Source organism: Cohnella sp. AR92 (genome assembly GCF_003990975.1).
Classification (GTDB): Bacteria; Bacillota; Bacilli; order Paenibacillales; family Paenibacillaceae; genus Cohnella.
The window spans coordinates 214,541-234,203 of record NZ_RZJR01000002.1; the positions used below are offsets into that span (position 1 = coordinate 214,541).

Genomic DNA, 19,663 nt, shown 5'->3' on the forward strand with positions numbered 1-19,663 from the left:
GTGGTCTCCCTAATCCGCAATTATGGGCTCTACATGGCTTGGGTCGTCTCTCTCGCGGCGACCGGAGGAAGCTTGTTTCTCAGCGAAGTGATGCACTACATTCCTTGCGACTTATGCTGGTACCAGAGAATCCTCATGTATCCGCAGGTACTGCTGCTCGGAAGAGCCGCCCTCAAGGAGGATCGGCGAATCATCGGGTACGTCCTGCCGCTTAGCGTCATCGGAGGCTTGTTCTCCCTTTATCATTATGCGGAACAGAAGGTACCGGGCTTCGGCGGTGTCGTCCCTTGCCGATCCGGAGTTCCTTGCAGCAAGGACTACCTGGATTGGTTCGGCATCATCACGATTCCGCTGCTCGCTTTGATCGCTTTCGCGCTGATCACGGCCCTGCTCATCGCGCTGAAAGCGGTAAGCAAGCAAGCAACGCCGGATGAGGAAGAGCTTGAAGATTGATTCCATAAGCAAATGCAAGAACCCCCGCAAGGCCGATGCCTTGCGGGGGTTCTTGCATGCCGGAAAGTTTGCCGTAAGCCGGGTTCTGTACTTCCGGTGGTATCGCGGACCGGGCGGTCCTCCCACGGATGGAAGCGACAATCATCTTTCTAGGCGTACCGTTGCCGGCACGCTCAAGCGACCAACCCGAACGCGCCCCGGGCTAGGGCTGCAGTCTCGAAGACTGCTGCGTTCCTCTTCGGTCTTGCTCCAGATGGGGTTTACCAGGCGCATGGTCACCCATGCCCCTCGTGGTCTCTTACACCACGGTTCCACCCTTGCCTGTTCTCAATCCCCACAAAGTGACGGTAAGCTTCGAAGCTTATTCCGATTACTTTGCGGGGGCCCCAAAACCAGTTCGGGGATGAGTCATCGGCGGTCCATTTCTGTGGCACTATCCTTCGGCTCGCGCCGACTGGACGTTATCCAGCATCCTGCCCTATGGAGCCCGGACTTTCCTCTCGCGGCTCGCGCCGCCAGCGATTGTCTGTCAAACTTTCCGATGCGCAACGTCTAGTATACAAGGATTCGCCGGAGATTACAAACGGCAATGTATTCCGAAAACCCTTATTATCCGGATATTCCGCCTGATCCTTCCACTTTCACCTATCCAAGGAGTTATCTCAAGCGGAATGGCTCCGTGTGGATAGTCGACGCGATAACCTCGGTCTCGTATCCCTGTTCTTGAAGCTTGCCGCGAAGCCATTCCGCCGTCTTCGGCTTCATGATCTTCTCCGCGTTATGCCCCGGATCGACGATAGCGAGTCCCATCACCTCCGCGTCCTGGGCGGTGTGGTAGTCGATATCGCCCGTCACCAGTACGTCGGCTCCCGCGAACTTGGCGTGATGAATGTAACGCGAGCCGGAGCCTCCCAGCACGGCCACCTTGCGGATCGTACGGCTTCCGTCGCCGACTACGCGCACGAACGGTACGTCGAACGCCAGCTTGACCCGCTCGGCGAACTCGTCCAGGCTCTCGGAAGCCGGCAAGGCGCCTACGCGGCCGAGTCCGAAGGTTCTGCCCTTCAGGTCCATCGGGTACAGATCGTAGGCGACTTCCTCGTAAGGATGAGCTTTCAGCATCGCTTGAATAACCGCCTTGCGAACGCTGTCCGGAACGACGGTCTCGATTCTCACCTCTTCGACGGCTTCCCGTTTGCCTTGCTGGCCGATGAAAGGGTTCGTGCCTTCTCTAGGCAGGAACGTTCCCGTCCCCTCCACGTTAAAGCTGCAATCGCTGTAATGGCCGATCCAGCCCGCTCCCGCTCCGAACAAGGCCGCTCTCACCTTGTCGGCGTGATCTTTAGGCACGAATACGGCCAGCTTGGACAGCTTGTCGGTATGGACCTCCTCCAGCACCGCGCGCCCTTCCAGGCCAAGCGCCTCCGCCATCCAATCGTTCATGCCGCCGTCGGCGGTATCCAGATTCGTATGCGCCACGTACACCGCGATGTCGTTCTTCAGCAGGCTTGCCATCAACGCTCCGGCCGGCGTGTCCGTCTGCAGATGCTTGAGCGGACGATAGATCGGAGCGTGGTGGGCGATGATAAGTTCCGCTCCAAGGGAAGCCGCCTCTGCCGCAACCTCGGCATTCACGTCAAGGGCGATCAGTACCTTCTTCACTTCTTTGCGCAGCGAACCGATCTGCAGGCCGATCCGGTCGTCGGGAACGGCGTAATGCTTGGGCGCAAGCTTATCCATGTACTGGATTATCGTTTCTCCTCTGGCAAACATGCGAGCACCTCCCTGATCCTGGCGTTGAGCGTCTCCCATTCCTTCGCTTTCTCGGCCGCTTCCCGGGTGCTCGACTTCCGCAGTTGACCGATAATCTTCTCCCGTTTGGCGAGCTCTTGCTCCCACTTGCCCAGGAATTCCTCCGATGGCGAGCGCAGCAGCAGCGGACCCATCGCGAGCATCAGCTCTTCCGGAACTCGCGGGCAGCAAGGAGACAGATCCGTGCCTCGATAGAGATCCGCGATCCGTTCCGGTGCCTTGCCCTTCTCGGCCCGTTCCGCCAGCAGCAGCGTATAATATTCGCCGTCCTCATACAAGATTCGTTCCTTGGCAAGCACGAAATCATGCCGGTTCAACCAGTTTCTCACCTGATCTTCCGCCACGTGCGGGGAAAGTACCAGCGTCTGCACCGAATCCAGAAGCGAACCGGCATCTTCCAACAGCCGGATCATCAAGCTTCCTCCCATGCCGGCAATGCAGACCGTATCGACTTCTCCCGGTTGAAGCACGGAGAGGCCGTCCCCATTCCGCACGGAGATCGTGTCCTGCAGCCCGGCGGAAGCCACCTGCCTCCGGGCGGCTTCGACCGGCCCCAGATGCACGTCCCCGGCAACCGCGCTGCGGATTCGCCCTGAGCTCGCCAAGTAGACCGGAAGCAGCGCGTGATCGGTCCCGATATCGGCGAAACGGGCTCCGTCGGGAACCCATTCGGCGAGCGCCGTCAAGCGGCGGGATAACTTCAAATTCGATGCATTGGCCTTCGTATCCGTCATTCGTTAAACAACCCATTCCATCCATTTTTTTCTGAACCGATAGAGGATCACGCTAAGAAGCAGCGCCTTCGCAATCCATTCTCCGATAATAAAGCCGCCCTTTATTCCTAATAATGCCGAATAAAGTTCCGGCATAAACCACAGCACGAGAGCCGTCCCGAACAGGACGCCGCCGGCCGACTTGAACTTCGCGTGAGCGAACCAACTGAGCCAGCTGAACAGCAAGGAAGCCGGAAGCCAATAGAGCTGCACCTCGAACCGGGAAGGATCGGAGGTATGCTGCCAGAGCAGGCTTGCGTATAGCGCCACGACCGCCATCCAACCGGCCCAATGCAGCAGCCCGATGCGCAGGCCTATCCCGCATACGATCCAGACGAGAGCGCAGATTCCGGTCAAGATCAAAGGCCCCGGCCCGCCGGTCCATCCGTGAAGCTTAAGCAGGGCGACCCCTGAAGCCAGCAAATAAAGGACTCCGCCTAACGTCAGCAGATAGGCTCGTTTGGGAAGCCGTTCCCTCCACCAAGCGCTTCCTGCGACGAAACCGCTGGTTCCGAGGCCGACGATGGCGATTTGCAATAGGAGGGGAAACACGCTAAAATGAAGTACGATCAAACAAATGCTTACAAATAAACCAAAAACAAGGAACCACTCTTTGCGCGTCGCTTTATTTATTCTTTGAATGGCGGCTCCGACCATATTCTTCGGCTTATCTGCCAAATCATCCAAATATAAATTTTGCAAGAAGTCGCAATATTGCTCGGGAAGCATCTTCCCGCGCCGCCAAGCCTCAATCTCGTTAACGATCAGCTTCTTCTTATCCTCATCCAGCACGGACATCGGGATTGAACGCTCCTCTCGAACAAAAAGACCTCCAACCGTCTAGGTAGAAGGTCTCCAAAACAGGTTAATACCTGTATCGGCTTATTCGAGGAAATCCTTTAGTCGTTTGCTCCGGCTAGGGTGGCGAAGCTTCCGCAGCGCCTTCGCTTCGATCTGGCGAATCCGTTCGCGGGTAACGCCGAACACCTTGCCAACTTCCTCCAGCGTGCGAGTCCGCCCGTCATCGAGGCCGAATCTCAGCCTCAGCACGTTCTCTTCCCGCTCGGTCAACGTATCCAGCACATCTTCCAATTGTTCCTTCAACAGCTCATAAGCCGCGGCGTCAGCCGGCGCCAGCGCCTCTTGGTCTTCGATAAAATCGCCCAGGTGAGAATCGTCTTCTTCGCCGATCGGCGTCTCGAGAGAAACCGGTTCCTGCGCGATCTTCATGATCTCGCGGACCTTATCGACGCTAAGCTCCATTTGCTCGGCGATTTCTTCCGGGGTCGGCTCGCGTCCCAGCTCTTGGAGAAGCTGACGGGATACGCGAATCAGCTTGTTGATCGTCTCGACCATGTGGACCGGAATCCGGATCGTACGCGCTTGGTCGGCAATCGCGCGCGTGATCGCTTGCCGAATCCACCAGGTGGCATACGTACTGAACTTATAGCCCTTCGTATGGTCGAATTTCTCGACAGCCTTAAGAAGACCCATGTTGCCCTCTTGAATAAGGTCGAGGAAGAGCATGCCTCGTCCGACGTATCTCTTGGCGATGCTGACGACCAGGCGGAGGTTCGCTTCCGCCAGGCGCTTCTTGGCCTCTTCGCCGTCGAAGCCGCCGATCTCGATCTTCTTGGCGAGCTCGACTTCGTCGTCCGCCCCTAGCAGCGGAACTCGTCCGATTTCCTTGAGGTACATCCGGACCGGGTCATTGATCTTGATGCCCGGCGGCAACGACAAGTCATCGTCGAAGTTGAATTCATCGTGGCCTTCCTCGTCGCTGTTGCGGTCGTCGTGATCGTTCACGACCTCGATGCCGATATCGGCCAGCTGTTCGAAGAATTCGTCGATTTGATCTGTATCTTGATCGTAAGGAGAGAGCCTCTCCATGATGTCTTTATAGGTCAGGGAACCCTTCTTCTTCCCCTGTTCCATCAATTGGGCTTTAACCTGCTCAAGGGTAAGTTCCGTCTCAAGCCCAGTGTGTTGATCGTTCGCCATTACCGACTCCCTCCTCCCCGGAAAATAAGCAGCCAACTCCTACTTTAACTGTTTCTCCAGGGCGATAATCTCTGTTCCAATTTGTGCCGCAAGCATGATGTCTCCAGCTCGTTCCGCACGGAGCAGCTGTTCCTTAAGGCGGTCGATGTCCCGAGACTTCGATGCCTGGCCGATCGTGCGGATACAATCCTTTAGTACCCTCTCATCGAACGGAGTATCCTCCAACGCGATCGCGCTGGCCAATCTCTCCAATCGATCGTTCTGCAAGAATGCGGTAAACCTGCCGACATCCGGATCATTGCCTTGCGAATAAAAAGTATATAAATAAGCAGCAATTGCTGCGTGATCCTCGATATGAAACCGATCGCCGAGCTCTTCTTGCACGAGATACGCCGTTTCCGCGTCTTGCATCATCCAGGACAAGAGCTGTTTCTCCGCCTGAACGTAAGCAGGCTCAAGCGCCGGGTGCATGGACGAAGTTCTCCTGTCATTCCATACATTATTCCACGATCCGTCCGGAATATCCCCCGAGGTTCCTAATTTCTCTTGCCGACGCACTTCCGATACTTCTTGTTTAAGGGTATCGATCGAGACGTCGAATTCCTGGGCCAGCTCTTTAAGATACATCTCCCGCTCCGTCGGGGATTCGCGCCGTGCAATCAGCTTGACCGCGCTCCGCAGGTAGCGGATCTTCCCCTCTTCTTCTAGGAGTATATGGGATTTCCTTAAATAGATGAGCTGAAATTTAACCGTCGAAACGGCGCCCTCGATGATCTCCCGCATAAACATCTCCGGACCGTTCTCCGAGATGTATTCGTCGGGATCTTTCCCTTTGGGGAGCATTCCTATCCGTACCCGCAAACCCGCTTCCTCAAGGATCGGAATGCTCTTCTGGGCGGCGGCTTGACCGGCGTCGTCGCCGTCATAGCAGACGATCGCTTCGTCGGCGAATCGCCGCAGCACGGCGGCATGCTCGGCGGTAAGCGCCGTGCCCATTGTCGCCACTCCGTTGGCCACTCCGGCCGACCAAGCCTTGATCACATCCACGTAGCCTTCGAACAGCACCACCTGTCTGAGCTTGCGGATGGCCCCGCGCGCCTCGTGTAGCCGATACAAAGTTCGGCTCTTATTAAATATCGGCGTTTCCGGGGAATTCATGTACTTCGGTTGGCCGGCCGACATCAGCCTGCCCGCGAAAGCGATGATCTTGCCGTCCGAGCCGTGAATCGGGAACATGACCCGGTCCCGGAATCGGTCGACGTGACCGTCCCCCTCTTGGCGCTTCAGAAGCAAGCCGCCGCGCTCCATCTCGCCAGGCTCGAAGCCGTTGCGGGCGAGCGCCTGCGTCAGCGTATCCCAGCGCGTCGGCGCATAGCCTAAGCCGAATTCTTCGATCAGCTTGTCCGTAAAGCCGCGAGAGCGAAGATAGTCCATCGCCGGCGCGCCGGCGGCGGTATTGCGAAGAATATAATGATACAGCTTCGACGCGTAAGCGTTGGCTTCGAATAGAGTATCCTTCTCCCGTTGTCTGGGGGATATCTCCTCCGCTTCTTTAGAGAGCGTCCATGTCACCGGAAGACCGGCCTCTTCCGAGAGCCGCTTGACCGCCTCGGGGAATGTCTCGTTCTCCATCTCCATGATGAACTTGATGACATTTCCGCCTTTGCCGCAGCCGTAGCAATGATAGATCTGCTTCTCCGGCGTTACGGTGAAGGATGGCGTCTTCTCCGAATGGAACGGACACAGTCCCTTAAGATACTTCCCTTGCTTGGTCAAATGAACATAGCGACCGACCGTCTCCGCGATGTCGAAGCGTCTTAATACCTCGTCGATCGCCTCTTGCGGGATCATCCCGTTGTTCATTCTTGCCTCACCTTCTTAATACGCGATCCGATCGTGAAGGTGTCGTCTCCACTCCTTCTAACCGTCGGTGCCAAACGTGTTTCTCCTGACCGGCAGGGACAGCTTTTGACACGGCACGTAGTATAATTCGCTAACGATTCGAATTCTCCTGCATTCCTCCAAGGAGAAATGTCAGCTTTTGGCGAAAGCGGCCGCGATCCTCATCCGTGAACGCGCGCGGTCCTTTGGTCCGGGCGCCGCCGCGCCGCATCTTCGCCGACAAATGCCGCTGCGCAAGCAAGCCGTCGATATCCGCTTCGGTGATCTGCCTTCCCCGGGGCGTCAATACCGCCGCGCCGCGGGCCAAGCCGATAGCCGCCAGGCCGTAATCCCCGGTGACCAGAACATCCGTTCGCTTCATCGCGTTCGCGATGTAGAGGTCCGCCGACTGGTCGCTCGAATCGACCGTCACCACATCCACGGACGGCTCGCCGACCAGATGGTGCGCATAGGATGACACCAGAAGCGCCGTCGCCCCGCAACTCCGAACCGTCTCCGCGATCTCCGCCTTAACTGGGCACGCATCCGCGTCCACCACTACCCGATTGCGAAACGGGATCATCCGACATCACCACATATCTGAGCCAAAGTTTGCCGTAATATTATATACGCTAATCTGGATCAAAATCCTGCCTGCGTCCCATTAAATTTTCAAATGATATACCTAATACCCGCCGCTGTCAAGACTTCAGCCACAAATATGTCGAATTTTTGTAAAATGTTCCCTTAAGGCCTATTCAACGAAACAATCAGCCGCCCCGCGGAGGCGGAGGGCTGATTGTTCGAAATTCGCAGGAAACGACGAGAATGCCGATTGTAACCCAGATCGCTGAATTACCGCTGGAAGTGTTCGAGAATAAGGCTTGCCGTCTCTTCTACCGCTTTGTTCGAGACGTCGATGACGACGCAGCCGATCTTCTTCATGATCTGATCCGCGAACTCCAGCTCTTGCTCGATTCGAGCCATCGTCGCGTAAGACGCGGAGTCCGGAAGGCCAAGCGCCTTCAGCCGTTCCTTCCGAATGGCGTTGAGCGCGTCCGTTCGGATCGTCAGGCCGATCACCTTCTTCGGATTCACGAGGAACAGCTCCCTCGGCGGAACCAGCTCCGGAACGAGCGGAACGTTGGCTACCTTGAAGGTTTTGTGCGCCAGCACCATGGACAGAGGCGTCTTCGACGTGCGGGACACCCCGGTCAGCACGATGTCCGCCTTGCCGATGCCGGTGACGTCTCTCGCGTCATCGTACCGCACGGCGAATTCGACCGCTTCGACCTTGCGGAAGTATCCCGCGTCCAGAACGTGGTTCAAGCCGGGCTCGTGGCGGGAAGGCCGCTCGAAGATCCTCTCCATGTTCTCGATCAACGGACCGAGCAGATCGATCGCGGCGATATTCCTGCTCGCCGCTTGTTCGATCATGTAATTGCGCAGGTTCGGGATGACCAGCGTAAACAAGAGGATGCCTCGGTCGCCCGCGGCCATCTCCAGCACCGCGTCAATCGCTTCGCAGGATTGGATGAAGCCGATCCGGCGAATCTGAACGTTAAGCGGATGGAACTGGGCGGCCGCCGCTCGCACGGCAAGCTCCCCGGTATCGCCCGCAGAATCGGAAACCACATAGACGGTGAGGCTGTCCGCGCTCATCCGGCTCACCTCCTATCGATTCAACCTACCCACTTGGAGAAATCGGCGAACGAACGGACGTCGTCCGCGATCAATGCCAGCAGCGACAGCCGGTTGTTCCGGATCGCCTCGTCCTCCGCCATAACCATAACGGCTTCGAAGAAGGCGGAGATCGGGCCGGTCAACGCGGCAAGCGCCTGCAGGCCGTCTCCCAGTCTCGCCTCGACCAAGGCGAGAACGAAGTCGCCATGCGCCCGCTGCCATGCCTCGTACAACGAACCTTCCGCCTCGTTCTCGAACAGGCGAACGTCCACCTGGCGGGATTCCCCGGCCTTGGCTGCCAGATTGGATACCCGGTTGAACGCTTCGACCGTTGGCCGGAACGCTTCCCGGCGCGCTTCCTCCGTCTCCGCCTGAAGCGCCCCCGCTCTCAGAATCGTGCGGCGGACGTCCTCGCAGCCGGCGCTCAGCACGGCGTCGACGACGTCGTAACGAATGTGCTGCTCGGTCAAGACGTTCTTCACGCGAAGCGAGAAGAACTCATTCAGGTCCTTGAGAATATCGAACGCCTCGCGCTTAAGCGGACGAGCTTCCGCTTGCGCCTCGAGCGCCAGCCGGAACAGCTCCGTCAGCGTCAGGTCGAGATCGTGAGCCAGCATCGTCGATACGATGCCCGCCGCTTGACGGCGCAGGGCGTAAGGATCCTGCGAGCCGGTCGGCACGATTCCGATGGAGAAGCAGCCGACGATCGTATCGATCTTGTCGGCGATTCCGACGATCGCTCCCACCAGCGAAGCAGGAGGCGTGTCTCCCGCGTTGCGAGGCGAGTAGTGCTCGTTGATCGCCTTGGCGACCGCCGCGTTCTCTCCAGCCTTCAAGGCATAATCCTCGCCCATGATGCCTTGAAGCTCGGGGAATTCATAGACCATCTGGGTCACGAGGTCGAACTTGCACAGCTCGGCCGTGCGATTGACGTCCGCTTGCGCGGCCGCGTCCGCGCCCAGCCTGCGGGCCAGCTTGTTCGCCACGCTCGCGATCCTCCGTACCTTCTCGGCCACCGTTCCGAGTTCCTCATGATAGACGATATTCTCGAGCTTCGCGAGAAAGTCCGGAATTTGCACCTTTTGGTCCTCTTCATAGAAGAACTTGGCGTCCGACAACCGAGCGCGAAGAACCTTCTCGTTGCCGCGCGCGACCACTTCGATCGAAGCGGAATCGCCGTTGCGCACCGTTACGAAATAAGGCTGAAGCTTGCCCGCCTGGTCCAGGACCGGGAAGTAACGCTGATGCTCCCTCATCGAGGTGATCAGCACTTCCTGAGGAATGTTCAGGAAGGACGGGTCGAAGGAACCGGCAAGCACCGTCGGCGTCTCGACCAGGAAGAGCACTTCTTCAAGCAGGTCATCCTTCACCGCGATTGTCCAGCCGCGCGCTTCAGCCAGCTGGTTGATGCCGTCCAGAATCGCTTTGCGCCGTTCTTCGATGTCCGCGATAACGCTTTGCTCGCGGAGCTTCTCCACATATTGCGCAGGCTCGTCGATTTTTGCGTCCGTCCCGAGGAAGCGATGGCCGCGGGAGATATTGCCGGTCGTTACGCCCGTGATTTCGAACGGAACGACTTCGCTGCCGAACAGCGCCACGAGCCAGCGAATCGGCCGTACGTAGCGAAGCTCGTAAGCGCCCCAGCGCATGTTCTTCGGGAACGTCAGCGACGTGATCAGCGCCGGAAGAGCTTCCGGAAGCAAGCCGGCCGTCTCCACCCCGATGCTGGACTTGTTCGCGTAGACGTATTCCACGCCGGCAAGCTCCTTGAAGAATAGCGCTTCCGGTTCGACTCCCTGGCTTCTGGCGAAGCCGAGCGCCGCTTTGGTCCAGTCTCCGTTCGCGTCCTTCGCGATCTTGCGGGCCGGGCCCTTCACCTCTTCGCTGACGTCCGCTTGCTTCTCCGCAAGCCCCTTCACGAGCACCGCGAACCGGCGCGGAGTCGCATAGGCTTTGACTACCTCGTAACCGAGGCGGCTGTCGTTCAGCCACTTCTCCGTCTTCTCCTTCAATTGGTCGATCGCGCCGCGCACGAAACGGGCCGGCACCTCTTCCAAGCCGATCTCCAACAGCAGGTCCTTAGCCATGTTGCTCCTCTCCTTTCTTCAGCAGCGGGAATCCGAGGCGTTCGCGTTCCTGCAGGAACGTAGCGGCGACCGCGCGGGCCAGATTGCGCACGCGGCCGATGTAGCCGGTGCGTTCGGTGACGCTGATCGCGCCTCTGGCATCCAGAAGATTGAACGCGTGCGAGCATTTCAGCACGTAGTCGTAAGCCGGGAAGACGAGATTCTCGTCCATCGCCCTCTTCGCTTCCGCTTCATAGGTGGAGAACAGCTGGAACAGCATCGGGACGTCCGACACTTCGAACGTATATTTGGAATGCTCGTATTCCGGGTGCTTGAAGACGTCGCCGTAGTTAACCCCTTCGACCCACTCCAGATCGAATACATTCTCTTTATCTTGAATATAAGAAGCGAGACGCTCCATGCCGTAGGTGATCTCCACGGCGACCGGATGGCAGTCGATGCCTCCGACTTGCTGGAAGTAAGTGAACTGCGTGACCTCCATGCCGTCCAGCCACACTTCCCAGCCGAGGCCCCAAGCGCCGAGAGTCGGGGATTCCCAGTTGTCTTCGACGAAGCGGATGTCGTGGTCCAGCGGCTCGATGCCTAGGCGGCGCAGGCTCTCCAGGTAAAGCTCTTGAATGTTATCCGGAGACGGCTTCATGATCACCTGGAACTGGTGATGCTGGTACAGGCGGTTCGGGTTCTCGCCGTAGCGTCCGTCGGCGGGACGGCGGGACGGCTCGACGTACGCGACGTTCCACGGCTCCGGTCCGATCGTGCGCAGGAAGGTCATCGGGTTCATCGTCCCCGCGCCCTTCTCGACGTCGTAAGGCTGGACGACGATGCATTTCTGCTCCGCCCAGAACTGCTGCAGCGTCAAAGTCATTTGTTGAAAGTTCATGTTCCTATCGCTCCTTTTGTCCCTCGAACGGGCTGAATGGCGGGCCTGCGAGGGAGAAGGCGCAAAAAGCTCCCGTCCCTACGTCTGCCCCTGCAGACGTAGGGACGGGAGCATAACGTTCCCGCGGTTCCACCCTACTTGGCTTCGTCCGTCGCTGCCGCTCCTTGAGCAAGGGCGCGGCTGGCATTATGGATCTAAGCCCGCTTTTTCACACCGTATGGATGTCTCTCCGGAGTGCCTTTTCGCCGATCTGTCGCGCCGGGCTTGCACCATCCCCGACTCGCTGCAGCTGCCGACAGGCAACCGGCTACTCTCTCCATCTTCGAGCGCGATTCCATTTGTAAAGCTCATTGTAGCGTAAGCCCCTATGGCCTGTCAAACCCTCAGTCGCCCGCTTGTTCCCGAACGGTCACTTTGACCGGCGAGTATTCCGCGATAACCGTCTGGCCGTGAACCGATACGCTGCCTTCCGGAGAAAGGTCCTTCTCGGTCATGATGCCCAGCGCGATCGTAAAGCGGTTGAACTTGATCGGGACGTTCTTCTCGCGGCGAACCTCGCGGCCGTTCAGATAGAAGACCGCTTCGTCCTTCGCGCGGTTGTAGACGATCTTGTAATCGTTGAATTCGCGAGCCTTGAAGTCCGTATCTTCCTTGAAGACGCAGAAGAACCGGGTCTTATCGGACTTCGGCACTTCGACTCCCGGGAACGGCAGCACGGCGTAGACCGAGGCGTATTTGTCGTTGCCCGCGAAGAAATCGAGAGCGGCGCCCGTCGTGAAGTCGAGCAGGTTCCAGGAGACGTAGCCGTCGTACAGATCGCCGGGAGCCGTCCCCGTCGAGCGGGCGCGGATCGACATCTCGAACGTCACTTCGCCTTCCTCCGGCACTTCCACTTCCTCGACCGAGTAGTACATATGCTTCGCGTTGTCGAGAATCTGGATGCGATCGTGGCCGCGGCTCAGCGGAGCGCGAACATAAAGCGTATTGTTGCGAACGATAACGACGGCGTCGGGCTCGCGGTACTCCCAGATGGAGCCGTCCGGAAGCTGGAAGCCGCCCATTCTCCACACTTTGCCTTCGTCCAGAATCGTATGGAAATCGCCGAAAATTTTCTCCATGACTTTCATCTCCAGTTGTTTATAGAATCAAAGCGCTTAGATAAGCCCTTGGATGACCAGCGAAACGATCACGATAACGCCGAACCGGGAAGCCGTCTTGACCGAAGCTCCCATCAGCGGCGCGTAAGCGATGGACGGGTTCTTGTCTTTGAGCTTGCCGTACACCGAATACAGAGGAAGCGCCGTAAGCAGAGCGACGAGCGAATAGACCGGCACGATGCCCGTCGCGACGCAGGCGATGTGGCTCAAGATCGCCAGAAGCAGCAGCGCGCGCGAGAAACGAAGCGCCCTTTGTTCTCCCCAAACGACGACCAGCGTTCTTTTGCCCGCTTGCCGGTCGGCCTGCCAATGCAGGAAGTGGTGGTTGAACAGCACGAGCGTGGTCAGGATCCCGATCGGAAGCGACAGCAGCAGCGCCCGGTAATCCAGATGGGACGTCTGCACGTAATAAGCGCCGGTGACCGGAAGAACGCCGAATGACAGCAGAATCGCGATCTCGCTGTAGCCCTTGCCCCGATAACCGAAGCGAATCGGAGGCGCGACGTAGAAGTAGGCGATCAAGCCGCCTAGAGCCCCGAAGATAAAAGCCCACCAGCCGCTGATAAAGCTAAGGATAATGCCGCTGAGCGCAGCGACGGCGAACAGGGCCCAGGTAACGAACGCGAACTTCTTCAAGCTCCAAACCTCATTGGTCAGGAAGCCGGAATTCGTCGAGATCGCGTCCTGCATCTCGAAAGCTTCCTTATCCGTGCCGTTCTTGTAATCCCACAGATCGTTGATCATGTTGGAGAAAAGATGCGCGGCCCCGGAACCGAGCAGCGTGAGCAGAAGCAGCCAAACGTTGAATTCGCCGTCCCACACGTAGGCGCCCAAGGCACCCAGAGCGACAGGGATCAGCATCACCGGAATGACTTTGAACCGCGATGCCTTGCGGAATTGTTTTATTTTCTCTCTAATCGTGTCCATCCATTGACCCCTCCCCGATCATAAGATAAGCTTCCTCGGCGTCCGGCGGACGCGCGAAGAAGCTTGCGATTGTTCCTAGCCTAATCGATCCGTACCGTATTCGTGCCGTAACCAGCATAACATACATTCAAGCGGTTTATGTACTGGATATGTTGCGAAACGATGAATCATTCTGCCTGCTCCGGCGGCTCCTGCCTCTCGTTGTCGGACAAGACCGGGCTCTCTCCGGTTAGGCCGTCCGCGATCGACCTGGCTTGCCGCTCTTGCCGTTCGCTTGCCGCCCGCCGGACCGCTTCGGGAATCTCGTCCATCTTCTCCCATTGATCCAGAAAATGAACCGATTTCAGCTTCATGCCGAGATGGTGATCCATCCACCTTCTCATGGCGGTCTTTAACTGCGTTTTGACCGAACCTTTGACATCGGTCTGACCGAGCTGCCGGAGATCGATCGCCGCGAAGATCCGCAGCAGCTTCCACGTCTGCGGCAATAGCTCGAGAGCGCTCGGATCCTGATGCCGACATCGCTCGCACAGCGCGCCTCCCAAATGCGAGCTGAAACGGAAGGAGCCTTCCGTTCGCCCGCATAACGCGCATTCGTTCAAGACGGGCGCGTACCCGACCGCCTGAACGATCTTCATCTCGAAGATGCGAATGACGATCGCTCCGTCCTTCCCTTCGGCAAGCGCCGCTAGGCAAGCTTTGAACTGCTGGTACAGGTAGCCGCTGGCGTCCTCTTCCCCCACGATCCGGTCGCACATCTCGGCGGCGTAAGCCGCGTAAGCCGATCGATCGAGATTCTCTCGAAGCTCGCGGAAAGGCTCAATAATCTCCCCGCTGTTCAAGGACCCCAACTGTCCGGTTTTATAAAATGAAAAATCGCCGTACGTAAACAGCTGAGCGAGGGAGGCGTATCGGCTCTTGGGCTTGCGGGCCCCTTTGACGACGATTCCCTGCTTGCCGTGCGACGGCGTGAATATGGTGATGATCTTGTTGCCTTCCCCGTAATCCGTCCCGCGGATCACGATCCCTTCCATGCGATACAGCATCCGGCCTCTCCTCCGCCATCCCCGCCGTTCGTTCCGCAGAGCGGGGACTTATCAGAAAGGCTTCGCCTTAAGGCGAAGCCGGTTCGCCTTCGGTTTCGCCGAAGGCGGGATCGGGCGCCGCTTCCGATAGGAGGCCGCCTTCCCCAAGACGATTCATTTCTTTATACAGCAAGTACGCTTCGATATCGCCGGTCTGAGTAAACACGTGCCACGTAAAATCCCGCACAACGCCTCATCCTCTCCGCCGGAAATGACTTGCCCGTATTCCGACGTTAGGATGCCTCTATCTCCGCTCGCACATGCTTAACAACTTTAGCCAGCGCTCCTGGCCTACCGATAGCAGATCAGTCGTGGCGGAAACCGAGAGACTTCAGCACGGATTCCCGGTTGCGCCAGTCTTCCTTGACCTTGACCCACAGCTCCAGGAAGATCTTGGAGCCGAGCAGTCGTTCCATGTCTTGCCTTGCCAGCTTGCCGACCTGCTTCAGCATCGCGCCTTGCTTGCCGATCACGATTCCCTTCTGCGAGGGACGCTCGACGTAGATCACGGCCCCGATGTTGACGATTCCGTTGTCGCCCTTGCCCATGCTCTCGATCTCGACCGCGATCGAGTGGGGAATCTCTTCCCGGGTCAGCTGCAGAATCTTCTCGCGGATCAGCTCCGCGCAGACGAATTGCTCCGGGTGATCCGTAATCTGGTCCGCCGGATAGTACATCGGGCCTTCGCCCAGATAGCGGCCGATCTGCTCCAGCAGCGTCGTGACGTTGTTCCCTTGAAGCGCCGAGACCGGCACGATCTCCGTGAACGAATGCAGTTTGGAGTATTTCTCGATGATCGGCAGAAGAGCTTCCGGATGCACTTTGTCGATCTTGTTGAGCACCAGGAAAGTCGGGGTTTTGATTTTCTTAAGCTGCTCGATAATGTACCGGTCTCCGCCGCCAAGCTCTTCGGAGACGTCGGTCAGGAACAGCACCGCGTCGACTTCGCTTAGCGCTCCCTCCGCCGACTTGACCATGTAGTCGCCCAGCTTGGAGTTCGGCTTATGGATGCCCGGAGTATCGAGGAAGACGATCTGCATGTCGTCCGTCGTATAGACGCCGTGAATCTTGTTGCGCGTCGTTTGCGGCTTGTCGGACATAATCGCGATCTTCTGTCCGATTACTTGGTTCATCAGGGTGGACTTGCCGACGTTCGGCCGGCCCACGATGGCGACGAAGCCCGATTTGAACGGGGTCTTCTCATTCTTCTCTGTCATGTCAGTCCTTCTTTCCATATTCCACATCGCTCGGCGTGAAGGCTCCCGGCAGCAGCTCGGCCACCGTCATCACGCGGATGTCTCCATTCATATTGCCCATAATGACCGGCAGGTTCAGTCCTCCCAGCTCCGACAGCACCTGGCGGCAGACCCCGCAAGGGGCGATCGGCTCCGGCGTATCGCCAATGACGGCGATTGCCCGGAAGGAGCCGGCCGCATGGCCGTCCGCGACCGCGCGGAACAGCGCCGTTCTCTCCGCGCAGTTGGATGGGCTGTAAGCGGCATTCTCGATGTTGCAGCCGCGATGCACGTTCCCTTCCGAATCGAGCAAGGCCGCGCCTACTTTAAACTTGGAGTAAGGGACGTACGCTTTCTGCATGGCCGCCTTCGCTTCCTCCAACAATCTCTCTTCCGTCCAACCGTTCCAGCTCATTTTCCCCAATCCACTCCATCCGCTTCCTGATTACTTATGTAATTTAATTCCATTAACCGAACAGCTTCTCCCAGAGCGAAGGACCGAGAACGATGACTCCGATCGCCACGGCATAGACGGAAGAGACCAGCACCGCGCCGGCGGCGGTGTCCTTCGCGATCTTCGCCAGCTCGTTCGAATCCGGCGATGCCAGGTCGACCGTCCGCTCGATCGCGGTGTTGATCAGCTCCGTCACCCATACCGCCGCCGCGGCGGACAGCAGCCAGAGGCAATCCTCCGGCGGCAGCTTCAGCGCGATCGCAAGAAGGATAAGGATGACCGTGGCGATCGCGTGAACGCGCATATGGAATTCGTTCTTCATCGTATAGGCGATTCCCTCGATGGAATGCCGAAACGAATCTTTCTCGCTCTGATTCCACTTGCGTCTCCCGTTCAACGGGACAACCCCGCTTTCGACAAGACCGCCTCCTGCTTGGCGATCATCGTCTTCTCTTCTTCTTCGGTCATATGGTCATAACCCATCAGATGCAGGAAGCCGTGCACGAACAGGAAGCCCAGCTCTCGCTCGGGACTGTGGCCGTACTCCTCCGCTTGCTCGTACATTCTCGGCACCGAGATGACGATATCGCCCAGCATCTCCGCGAACGGGTCGAAGCCGTCCGCTTCCAGGCCGTCGTCTCCGTCGAGCTCGTCCTCTACCGTCTCGTATTCGTCGTCGTAATGAATCTCCGGGTCGCTTCCGCCCGGCTCTCTCATCGGGAAAGAGAGCACGTCGGTCGGCTTGTCGAGCCCGCGATGCTCGCGATTCAGCTCGCGAATGCCTTCGTTATCGGTCAGCGTAAGCGAGACGACCCCCGACTCCACGCCCTCGGCCTCTCCCGCCAGCCGAAGCAGCCGCTCCAGCAGCTCCGTCCAGCCGGCTTCCTTCGCGTCCTGCTCCTGTTCTCTCTCATCGTACCATTCCAAGGTTAAGGTCATGCCCGTTGCTCCTTTGCTTCATGGCGAGTTTTGAGCGCTTTGTCGTCCGGATATTCGATCCGCGAATGGAACATCCCGATCACCGTCTCTTTAAGCGTCTCCGCTATCTTATCCATCTCGCGAATGGTCAGATCGCATTCATTGAATTGCTGATCGTCCAGCCGATCCTTGATGATCTTGGCGATGATGTTCTCCACCTGCTCCACCGTCGGGTGATCCAGCGACCGGACGGCCGCCTCGACGCTGTCGGCGATGCCGACGATCGCCGCTTCCTTGGACTGGGCTTTCGGTCCGGGATAACGGAAGTCGTCCTCTGTCCATTGATTCTCCACTCCTTCGGCTTCCGCCTGCTTGACGGCCTTGAAGTAGAAAAATTTAAGGAAAGTCGTGCCGTGGTGCTGCTCGGCAATGTCGCGAATCGGCTTCGGAATCTTGTGCTGCCGCAGCATCTCCGCCCCGTCCTTCGCATGGGCGATGATGATCGAGGCGCTTACCTTCGGGTCCAGCTTATCATGCGGGTTCGCCCCGCCGTTCTGATTCTCGATGAAGTACATGGGACGCTTCGTCTTGCCGACATCATGATAGAACGAGCCGACCCGGCACAGCAAGCCGTTCGCGCCGACGGACTCCGCCGCCGCCTCGGACAGGTTCCCGACCATCAGGCTGTGGTGATACGTGCCGGGCGTCTCCGTCAGAAGCTTGCGGAGCAGCGGATGGTTCGGGTTCGACAGCTCGACGAGCTTGAGCGCCGACAGAATGCCGAAGCTTAGCTCGAAGAACGGCATCAGGCCGATGACTAGCACCGCGGTAAGCAACCCGCTGACGAGCATGAAGCCGACCGTCTGAAGCATCTGTCCCTGCTCGACATCGGACTCCACGAGCTGCAGGGCGACGACGGCGATGGAACCGAACAAGCCGGCCATCACTCCCGCCTTCAGGATCGAGGATCTCTGGCTGGCGCGATGAATCGCAAGCACCGCTGCGAACGAGACGACCGCCGTCACGAATCCGTAATGGAAGTCGAACACCGACTCTTGTCCCACGTTCAGAATAATGCTCGACAGGCAGGAGAACAGGATCGCGCTGACGATTCCCAAGTGCATGTCCAGAAGCAGCGTCACCAGCATGCTGCCAAGGGCGACGGGCGCCAGATAAGCGATGTACGGCCATCTCTCGCTGTGCGCAAGCGCGACAAGATGCATCATAAGCAGATTCAACGCGAAAATAAGCAGCAGCATCATCCACTGGACATTATTGCGTTTGTACGAGGAGGTCGAGGACGCCGCCGATGGAGCCAGCGATGCCATGAACTCCTGATAGCCTGCCAGTGCGGAAACGAAGAGAAGCGCAAGCAGGAGCACGCCAAGCTGCGGCAGGTAATTCTTCTCTTCCTTGAGCAGGCCTAAGCTGTTCAGCCGGTCGTACAGGTCCTGGGTGATCACCTCTCCGACCTTGACGATCGGATCGCCTTGCTTGATGACGACGGCCGGCGTGTTCTGCTTCGCCTGTACCTTCGCCTCTTCGGTGGCGTCCTTGTCGTAGAACCGGTTCGGAGTGATGACGAAGCGGGCAAGCTCCTGCACGATCTCCCGTTCCGCCCGTTCGGAGAGCGAGCTGGCGTTGACGAGCTCCGGAACGGTGATGCGGGCCGTCTCCGCGTCGGCGATCGTTTCCCCCGATACCTTGCGGACGATCTGCCGGCTTACCGTGCGCATCTCGGAGATCTGCTCGGAGGTCAGCTTCGGAATCTTGTAGAACGTTTCTTCCGGAATGCTGTATTGCTGTTCGGTAACGACGGACTTCATCTCGTCAAGCAGGTTCGCCGAATACATGCCTTGGTTCGAATTCGACTGGATGAAGCTGGAGATATACTCTCCCAGCCTCTCCGGAATCGTCCTGCGATAGATGTCGACCTTGTCCTGCGTCGTGACCTGGTCGTCCTGATTCAACTGGTCGATCCGGACGAGGATCTCGTCGATAAGCAGTTCGTTATGAAGGGCAACGGTGGAGTAGACGGAATCGACCTTCTCCGCCGCTTTCTCCTGCGCTTCCAGCGTAGCTTTCTCGTCGATGATTTGATGCGGCGCCTTGATCTCGTTCTCGCTCTTGCTGCCCAGGGCGATATCGTAAGTCTCCGGGACAAGGCGAGGAGACAGGCTTAGATAAAAAAGCAACACGAACAGAAGCAGCAAGATGATTCTCACTGCTCCGCTGTGTTTCCAGCCCCCTGCCGAAAAGGATGACGGTGTGCCCGCCGGGCCGTTTCGTTTCCGATTCATCCGGCGTTCCTCTCCTT

At 58.1% G+C, this 19,663-nt stretch carries 19 protein-coding genes and 1 other RNA gene; 1 reads left to right on the forward strand and 19 read right to left on the reverse strand.

What is annotated here, in order from left to right; all coding sequences use genetic code 11:
* A complete protein-coding gene (locus tag ELR57_RS03385; protein WP_370452195.1) occupies positions 1-453 on the forward strand; it encodes a disulfide oxidoreductase in 453 nt (150 codons plus the stop codon).
* A gap of 59 nt (positions 454-512) precedes the next feature.
* Here ELR57_RS03385 and rnpB read toward each other — a convergent pair.
* The 19 genes from rnpB to ELR57_RS03480 form a co-directional block, all read right to left on the reverse strand.
* Positions 513-991, reverse strand: an RNA gene (gene rnpB, locus ELR57_RS03390) — RNase P RNA component class A.
* 119 nt (positions 992-1,110) lie between these two features.
* Positions 1,111-2,226, reverse strand: coding sequence for a Nif3-like dinuclear metal center hexameric protein (locus tag ELR57_RS03395; protein ID WP_126957268.1), 1,116 nt, complete (start codon positions 2,224-2,226; stop codon positions 1,111-1,113).
* Entirely contained in the window at positions 2,202-2,999 is a 798-nt protein-coding gene (locus ELR57_RS03400) for a tRNA (adenine(22)-N(1))-methyltransferase (RefSeq protein WP_126957270.1), read from the reverse strand. Before ELR57_RS03400 ends, ELR57_RS03395 begins: the two co-directional genes overlap by 25 nt.
* A 3-nt stretch (positions 3,000-3,002) precedes the next feature.
* The gene (locus ELR57_RS03405; protein ID WP_126957272.1) at positions 3,003-3,836 is read right to left on the reverse strand and encodes a hypothetical protein; all 834 of its coding nucleotides are present in this window, start codon (positions 3,834-3,836) and stop codon (positions 3,003-3,005) included.
* A gap of 84 nt (positions 3,837-3,920) precedes the next feature.
* A complete protein-coding gene (rpoD, locus tag ELR57_RS03410; protein ID WP_126957274.1) occupies positions 3,921-5,039 on the reverse strand; it encodes an RNA polymerase sigma factor RpoD in 1,119 nt (372 codons plus the stop codon).
* Positions 5,040-5,078: 39 nt separating this feature from the next.
* A complete protein-coding gene (dnaG, locus tag ELR57_RS03415; RefSeq protein WP_126957276.1) occupies positions 5,079-6,902 on the reverse strand; it encodes a DNA primase in 1,824 nt (607 codons plus the stop codon).
* Positions 6,903-7,032: 130 nt separating this feature from the next.
* A complete protein-coding gene (locus ELR57_RS03420) occupies positions 7,033-7,503 on the reverse strand; it encodes a YaiI/YqxD family protein (RefSeq protein WP_126957278.1) in 471 nt (156 codons plus the stop codon).
* A gap of 272 nt (positions 7,504-7,775) precedes the next feature.
* Positions 7,776-8,582, reverse strand: coding sequence for a pyruvate, water dikinase regulatory protein (locus ELR57_RS03425; RefSeq protein WP_126957280.1), 807 nt, complete (start codon positions 8,580-8,582; stop codon positions 7,776-7,778).
* A 20-nt stretch (positions 8,583-8,602) separates the two neighbouring features.
* The gene (gene glyS, locus ELR57_RS03430; RefSeq protein ID WP_126957282.1) at positions 8,603-10,690 is read right to left on the reverse strand and encodes a glycine--tRNA ligase subunit beta; all 2,088 of its coding nucleotides are present in this window, start codon (positions 10,688-10,690) and stop codon (positions 8,603-8,605) included.
* The gene (gene glyQ, locus ELR57_RS03435; protein WP_126957284.1) at positions 10,683-11,570 is read right to left on the reverse strand and encodes a glycine--tRNA ligase subunit alpha; all 888 of its coding nucleotides are present in this window, start codon (positions 11,568-11,570) and stop codon (positions 10,683-10,685) included. The genes glyS and glyQ overlap by 8 nt, the downstream gene beginning before the upstream one ends.
* A gap of 383 nt (positions 11,571-11,953) precedes the next feature.
* Positions 11,954-12,688 carry a DUF6081 family protein gene (locus ELR57_RS03440; protein WP_126957286.1) on the reverse strand — a complete coding sequence of 245 codons (735 nt, stop codon included), beginning with the start codon at positions 12,686-12,688 and terminating at the stop codon, positions 11,954-11,956.
* 36 nt (positions 12,689-12,724) lie between these two features.
* Entirely contained in the window at positions 12,725-13,654 is a 930-nt protein-coding gene (locus ELR57_RS03445) for a prenyltransferase (protein ID WP_126957288.1), read from the reverse strand.
* Positions 13,655-13,821: 167 nt separating this feature from the next.
* Complete coding sequence (gene recO, locus ELR57_RS03450; protein ID WP_126957290.1) at positions 13,822-14,700, reverse strand: DNA repair protein RecO; 879 nt, start codon at positions 14,698-14,700, stop codon at positions 13,822-13,824.
* A 67-nt stretch (positions 14,701-14,767) separates the two neighbouring features.
* Positions 14,768-14,926 (reverse strand): YqzL family protein, encoded by a 159-nt coding sequence (locus ELR57_RS03455; protein ID WP_126957292.1) that lies wholly within the window; start codon positions 14,924-14,926, stop codon positions 14,768-14,770.
* 118 nt (positions 14,927-15,044) lie between these two features.
* Positions 15,045-15,956, reverse strand: a complete 912-nt coding sequence (gene era / locus ELR57_RS03460) for a GTPase Era (protein WP_126957294.1) — start codon at positions 15,954-15,956, stop codon at positions 15,045-15,047.
* A 1-nt stretch (position 15,957) separates the two neighbouring features.
* Entirely contained in the window at positions 15,958-16,389 is a 432-nt protein-coding gene (locus ELR57_RS03465; RefSeq protein ID WP_126957296.1) for a cytidine deaminase, read from the reverse strand.
* A gap of 52 nt (positions 16,390-16,441) precedes the next feature.
* Positions 16,442-16,825 (reverse strand): diacylglycerol kinase family protein, encoded by a 384-nt coding sequence (locus tag ELR57_RS03470; protein ID WP_238162386.1) that lies wholly within the window; start codon positions 16,823-16,825, stop codon positions 16,442-16,444.
* Positions 16,822-17,367: an rRNA maturation RNase YbeY gene (ybeY, locus tag ELR57_RS03475; RefSeq protein ID WP_126957298.1), complete on the reverse strand. Its 546-nt coding sequence runs from the start codon at positions 17,365-17,367 to the stop codon at positions 16,822-16,824. The genes ELR57_RS03470 and ybeY overlap by 4 nt, the downstream gene beginning before the upstream one ends.
* The gene (locus ELR57_RS03480) at positions 17,364-19,646 is read right to left on the reverse strand and encodes an HD family phosphohydrolase (protein WP_126957300.1); all 2,283 of its coding nucleotides are present in this window, start codon (positions 19,644-19,646) and stop codon (positions 17,364-17,366) included. The genes ybeY and ELR57_RS03480 overlap by 4 nt, the downstream gene beginning before the upstream one ends.
* Positions 19,647-19,663: the final 17 nt, after the last annotated feature.

Coding starts and splice junctions, on each gene's coding strand:
- recO (WP_126957290.1), bottom strand. CDS start 14,700: ATGCTGTATCGCATGGAAGGGATCGTGATCCGCGGGACGGATTACGGG.
- era (WP_126957294.1), bottom strand. CDS start 15,956: ATGACAGAGAAGAATGAGAAGACCCCGTTCAAATCGGGCTTCGTCGCC.
- dnaG (WP_126957276.1), bottom strand. CDS start 6,902: ATGAACAACGGGATGATCCCGCAAGAGGCGATCGACGAGGTATTAAGA.
- ELR57_RS03400 (WP_126957270.1), bottom strand. CDS start 2,999: ATGACGGATACGAAGGCCAATGCATCGAATTTGAAGTTATCCCGCCGC.
- ELR57_RS03440 (WP_126957286.1), bottom strand. CDS start 12,688: ATGGAGAAAATTTTCGGCGATTTCCATACGATTCTGGACGAAGGCAAA.
- ELR57_RS03425 (WP_126957280.1), bottom strand. CDS start 8,582: ATGAGCGCGGACAGCCTCACCGTCTATGTGGTTTCCGATTCTGCGGGC.
- ELR57_RS03480 (WP_126957300.1), bottom strand. CDS start 19,646: ATGAATCGGAAACGAAACGGCCCGGCGGGCACACCGTCATCCTTTTCG.
- ELR57_RS03465 (WP_126957296.1), bottom strand. CDS start 16,389: ATGAGCTGGAACGGTTGGACGGAAGAGAGATTGTTGGAGGAAGCGAAG.
- ybeY (WP_126957298.1), bottom strand. CDS start 17,367: ATGACCTTAACCTTGGAATGGTACGATGAGAGAGAACAGGAGCAGGAC.
- glyS (WP_126957282.1), bottom strand. CDS start 10,690: ATGGCTAAGGACCTGCTGTTGGAGATCGGCTTGGAAGAGGTGCCGGCC.
- glyQ (WP_126957284.1), bottom strand. CDS start 11,570: ATGAACTTTCAACAAATGACTTTGACGCTGCAGCAGTTCTGGGCGGAG.
- rpoD (WP_126957274.1), bottom strand. CDS start 5,039: ATGGCGAACGATCAACACACTGGGCTTGAGACGGAACTTACCCTTGAG.
- ELR57_RS03420 (WP_126957278.1), bottom strand. CDS start 7,503: ATGATCCCGTTTCGCAATCGGGTAGTGGTGGACGCGGATGCGTGCCCA.
- ELR57_RS03405 (WP_126957272.1), bottom strand. CDS start 3,836: ATGTCCGTGCTGGATGAGGATAAGAAGAAGCTGATCGTTAACGAGATT.
- ELR57_RS03445 (WP_126957288.1), bottom strand. CDS start 13,654: ATGGACACGATTAGAGAGAAAATAAAACAATTCCGCAAGGCATCGCGG.
- ELR57_RS03395 (WP_126957268.1), bottom strand. CDS start 2,226: ATGTTTGCCAGAGGAGAAACGATAATCCAGTACATGGATAAGCTTGCG.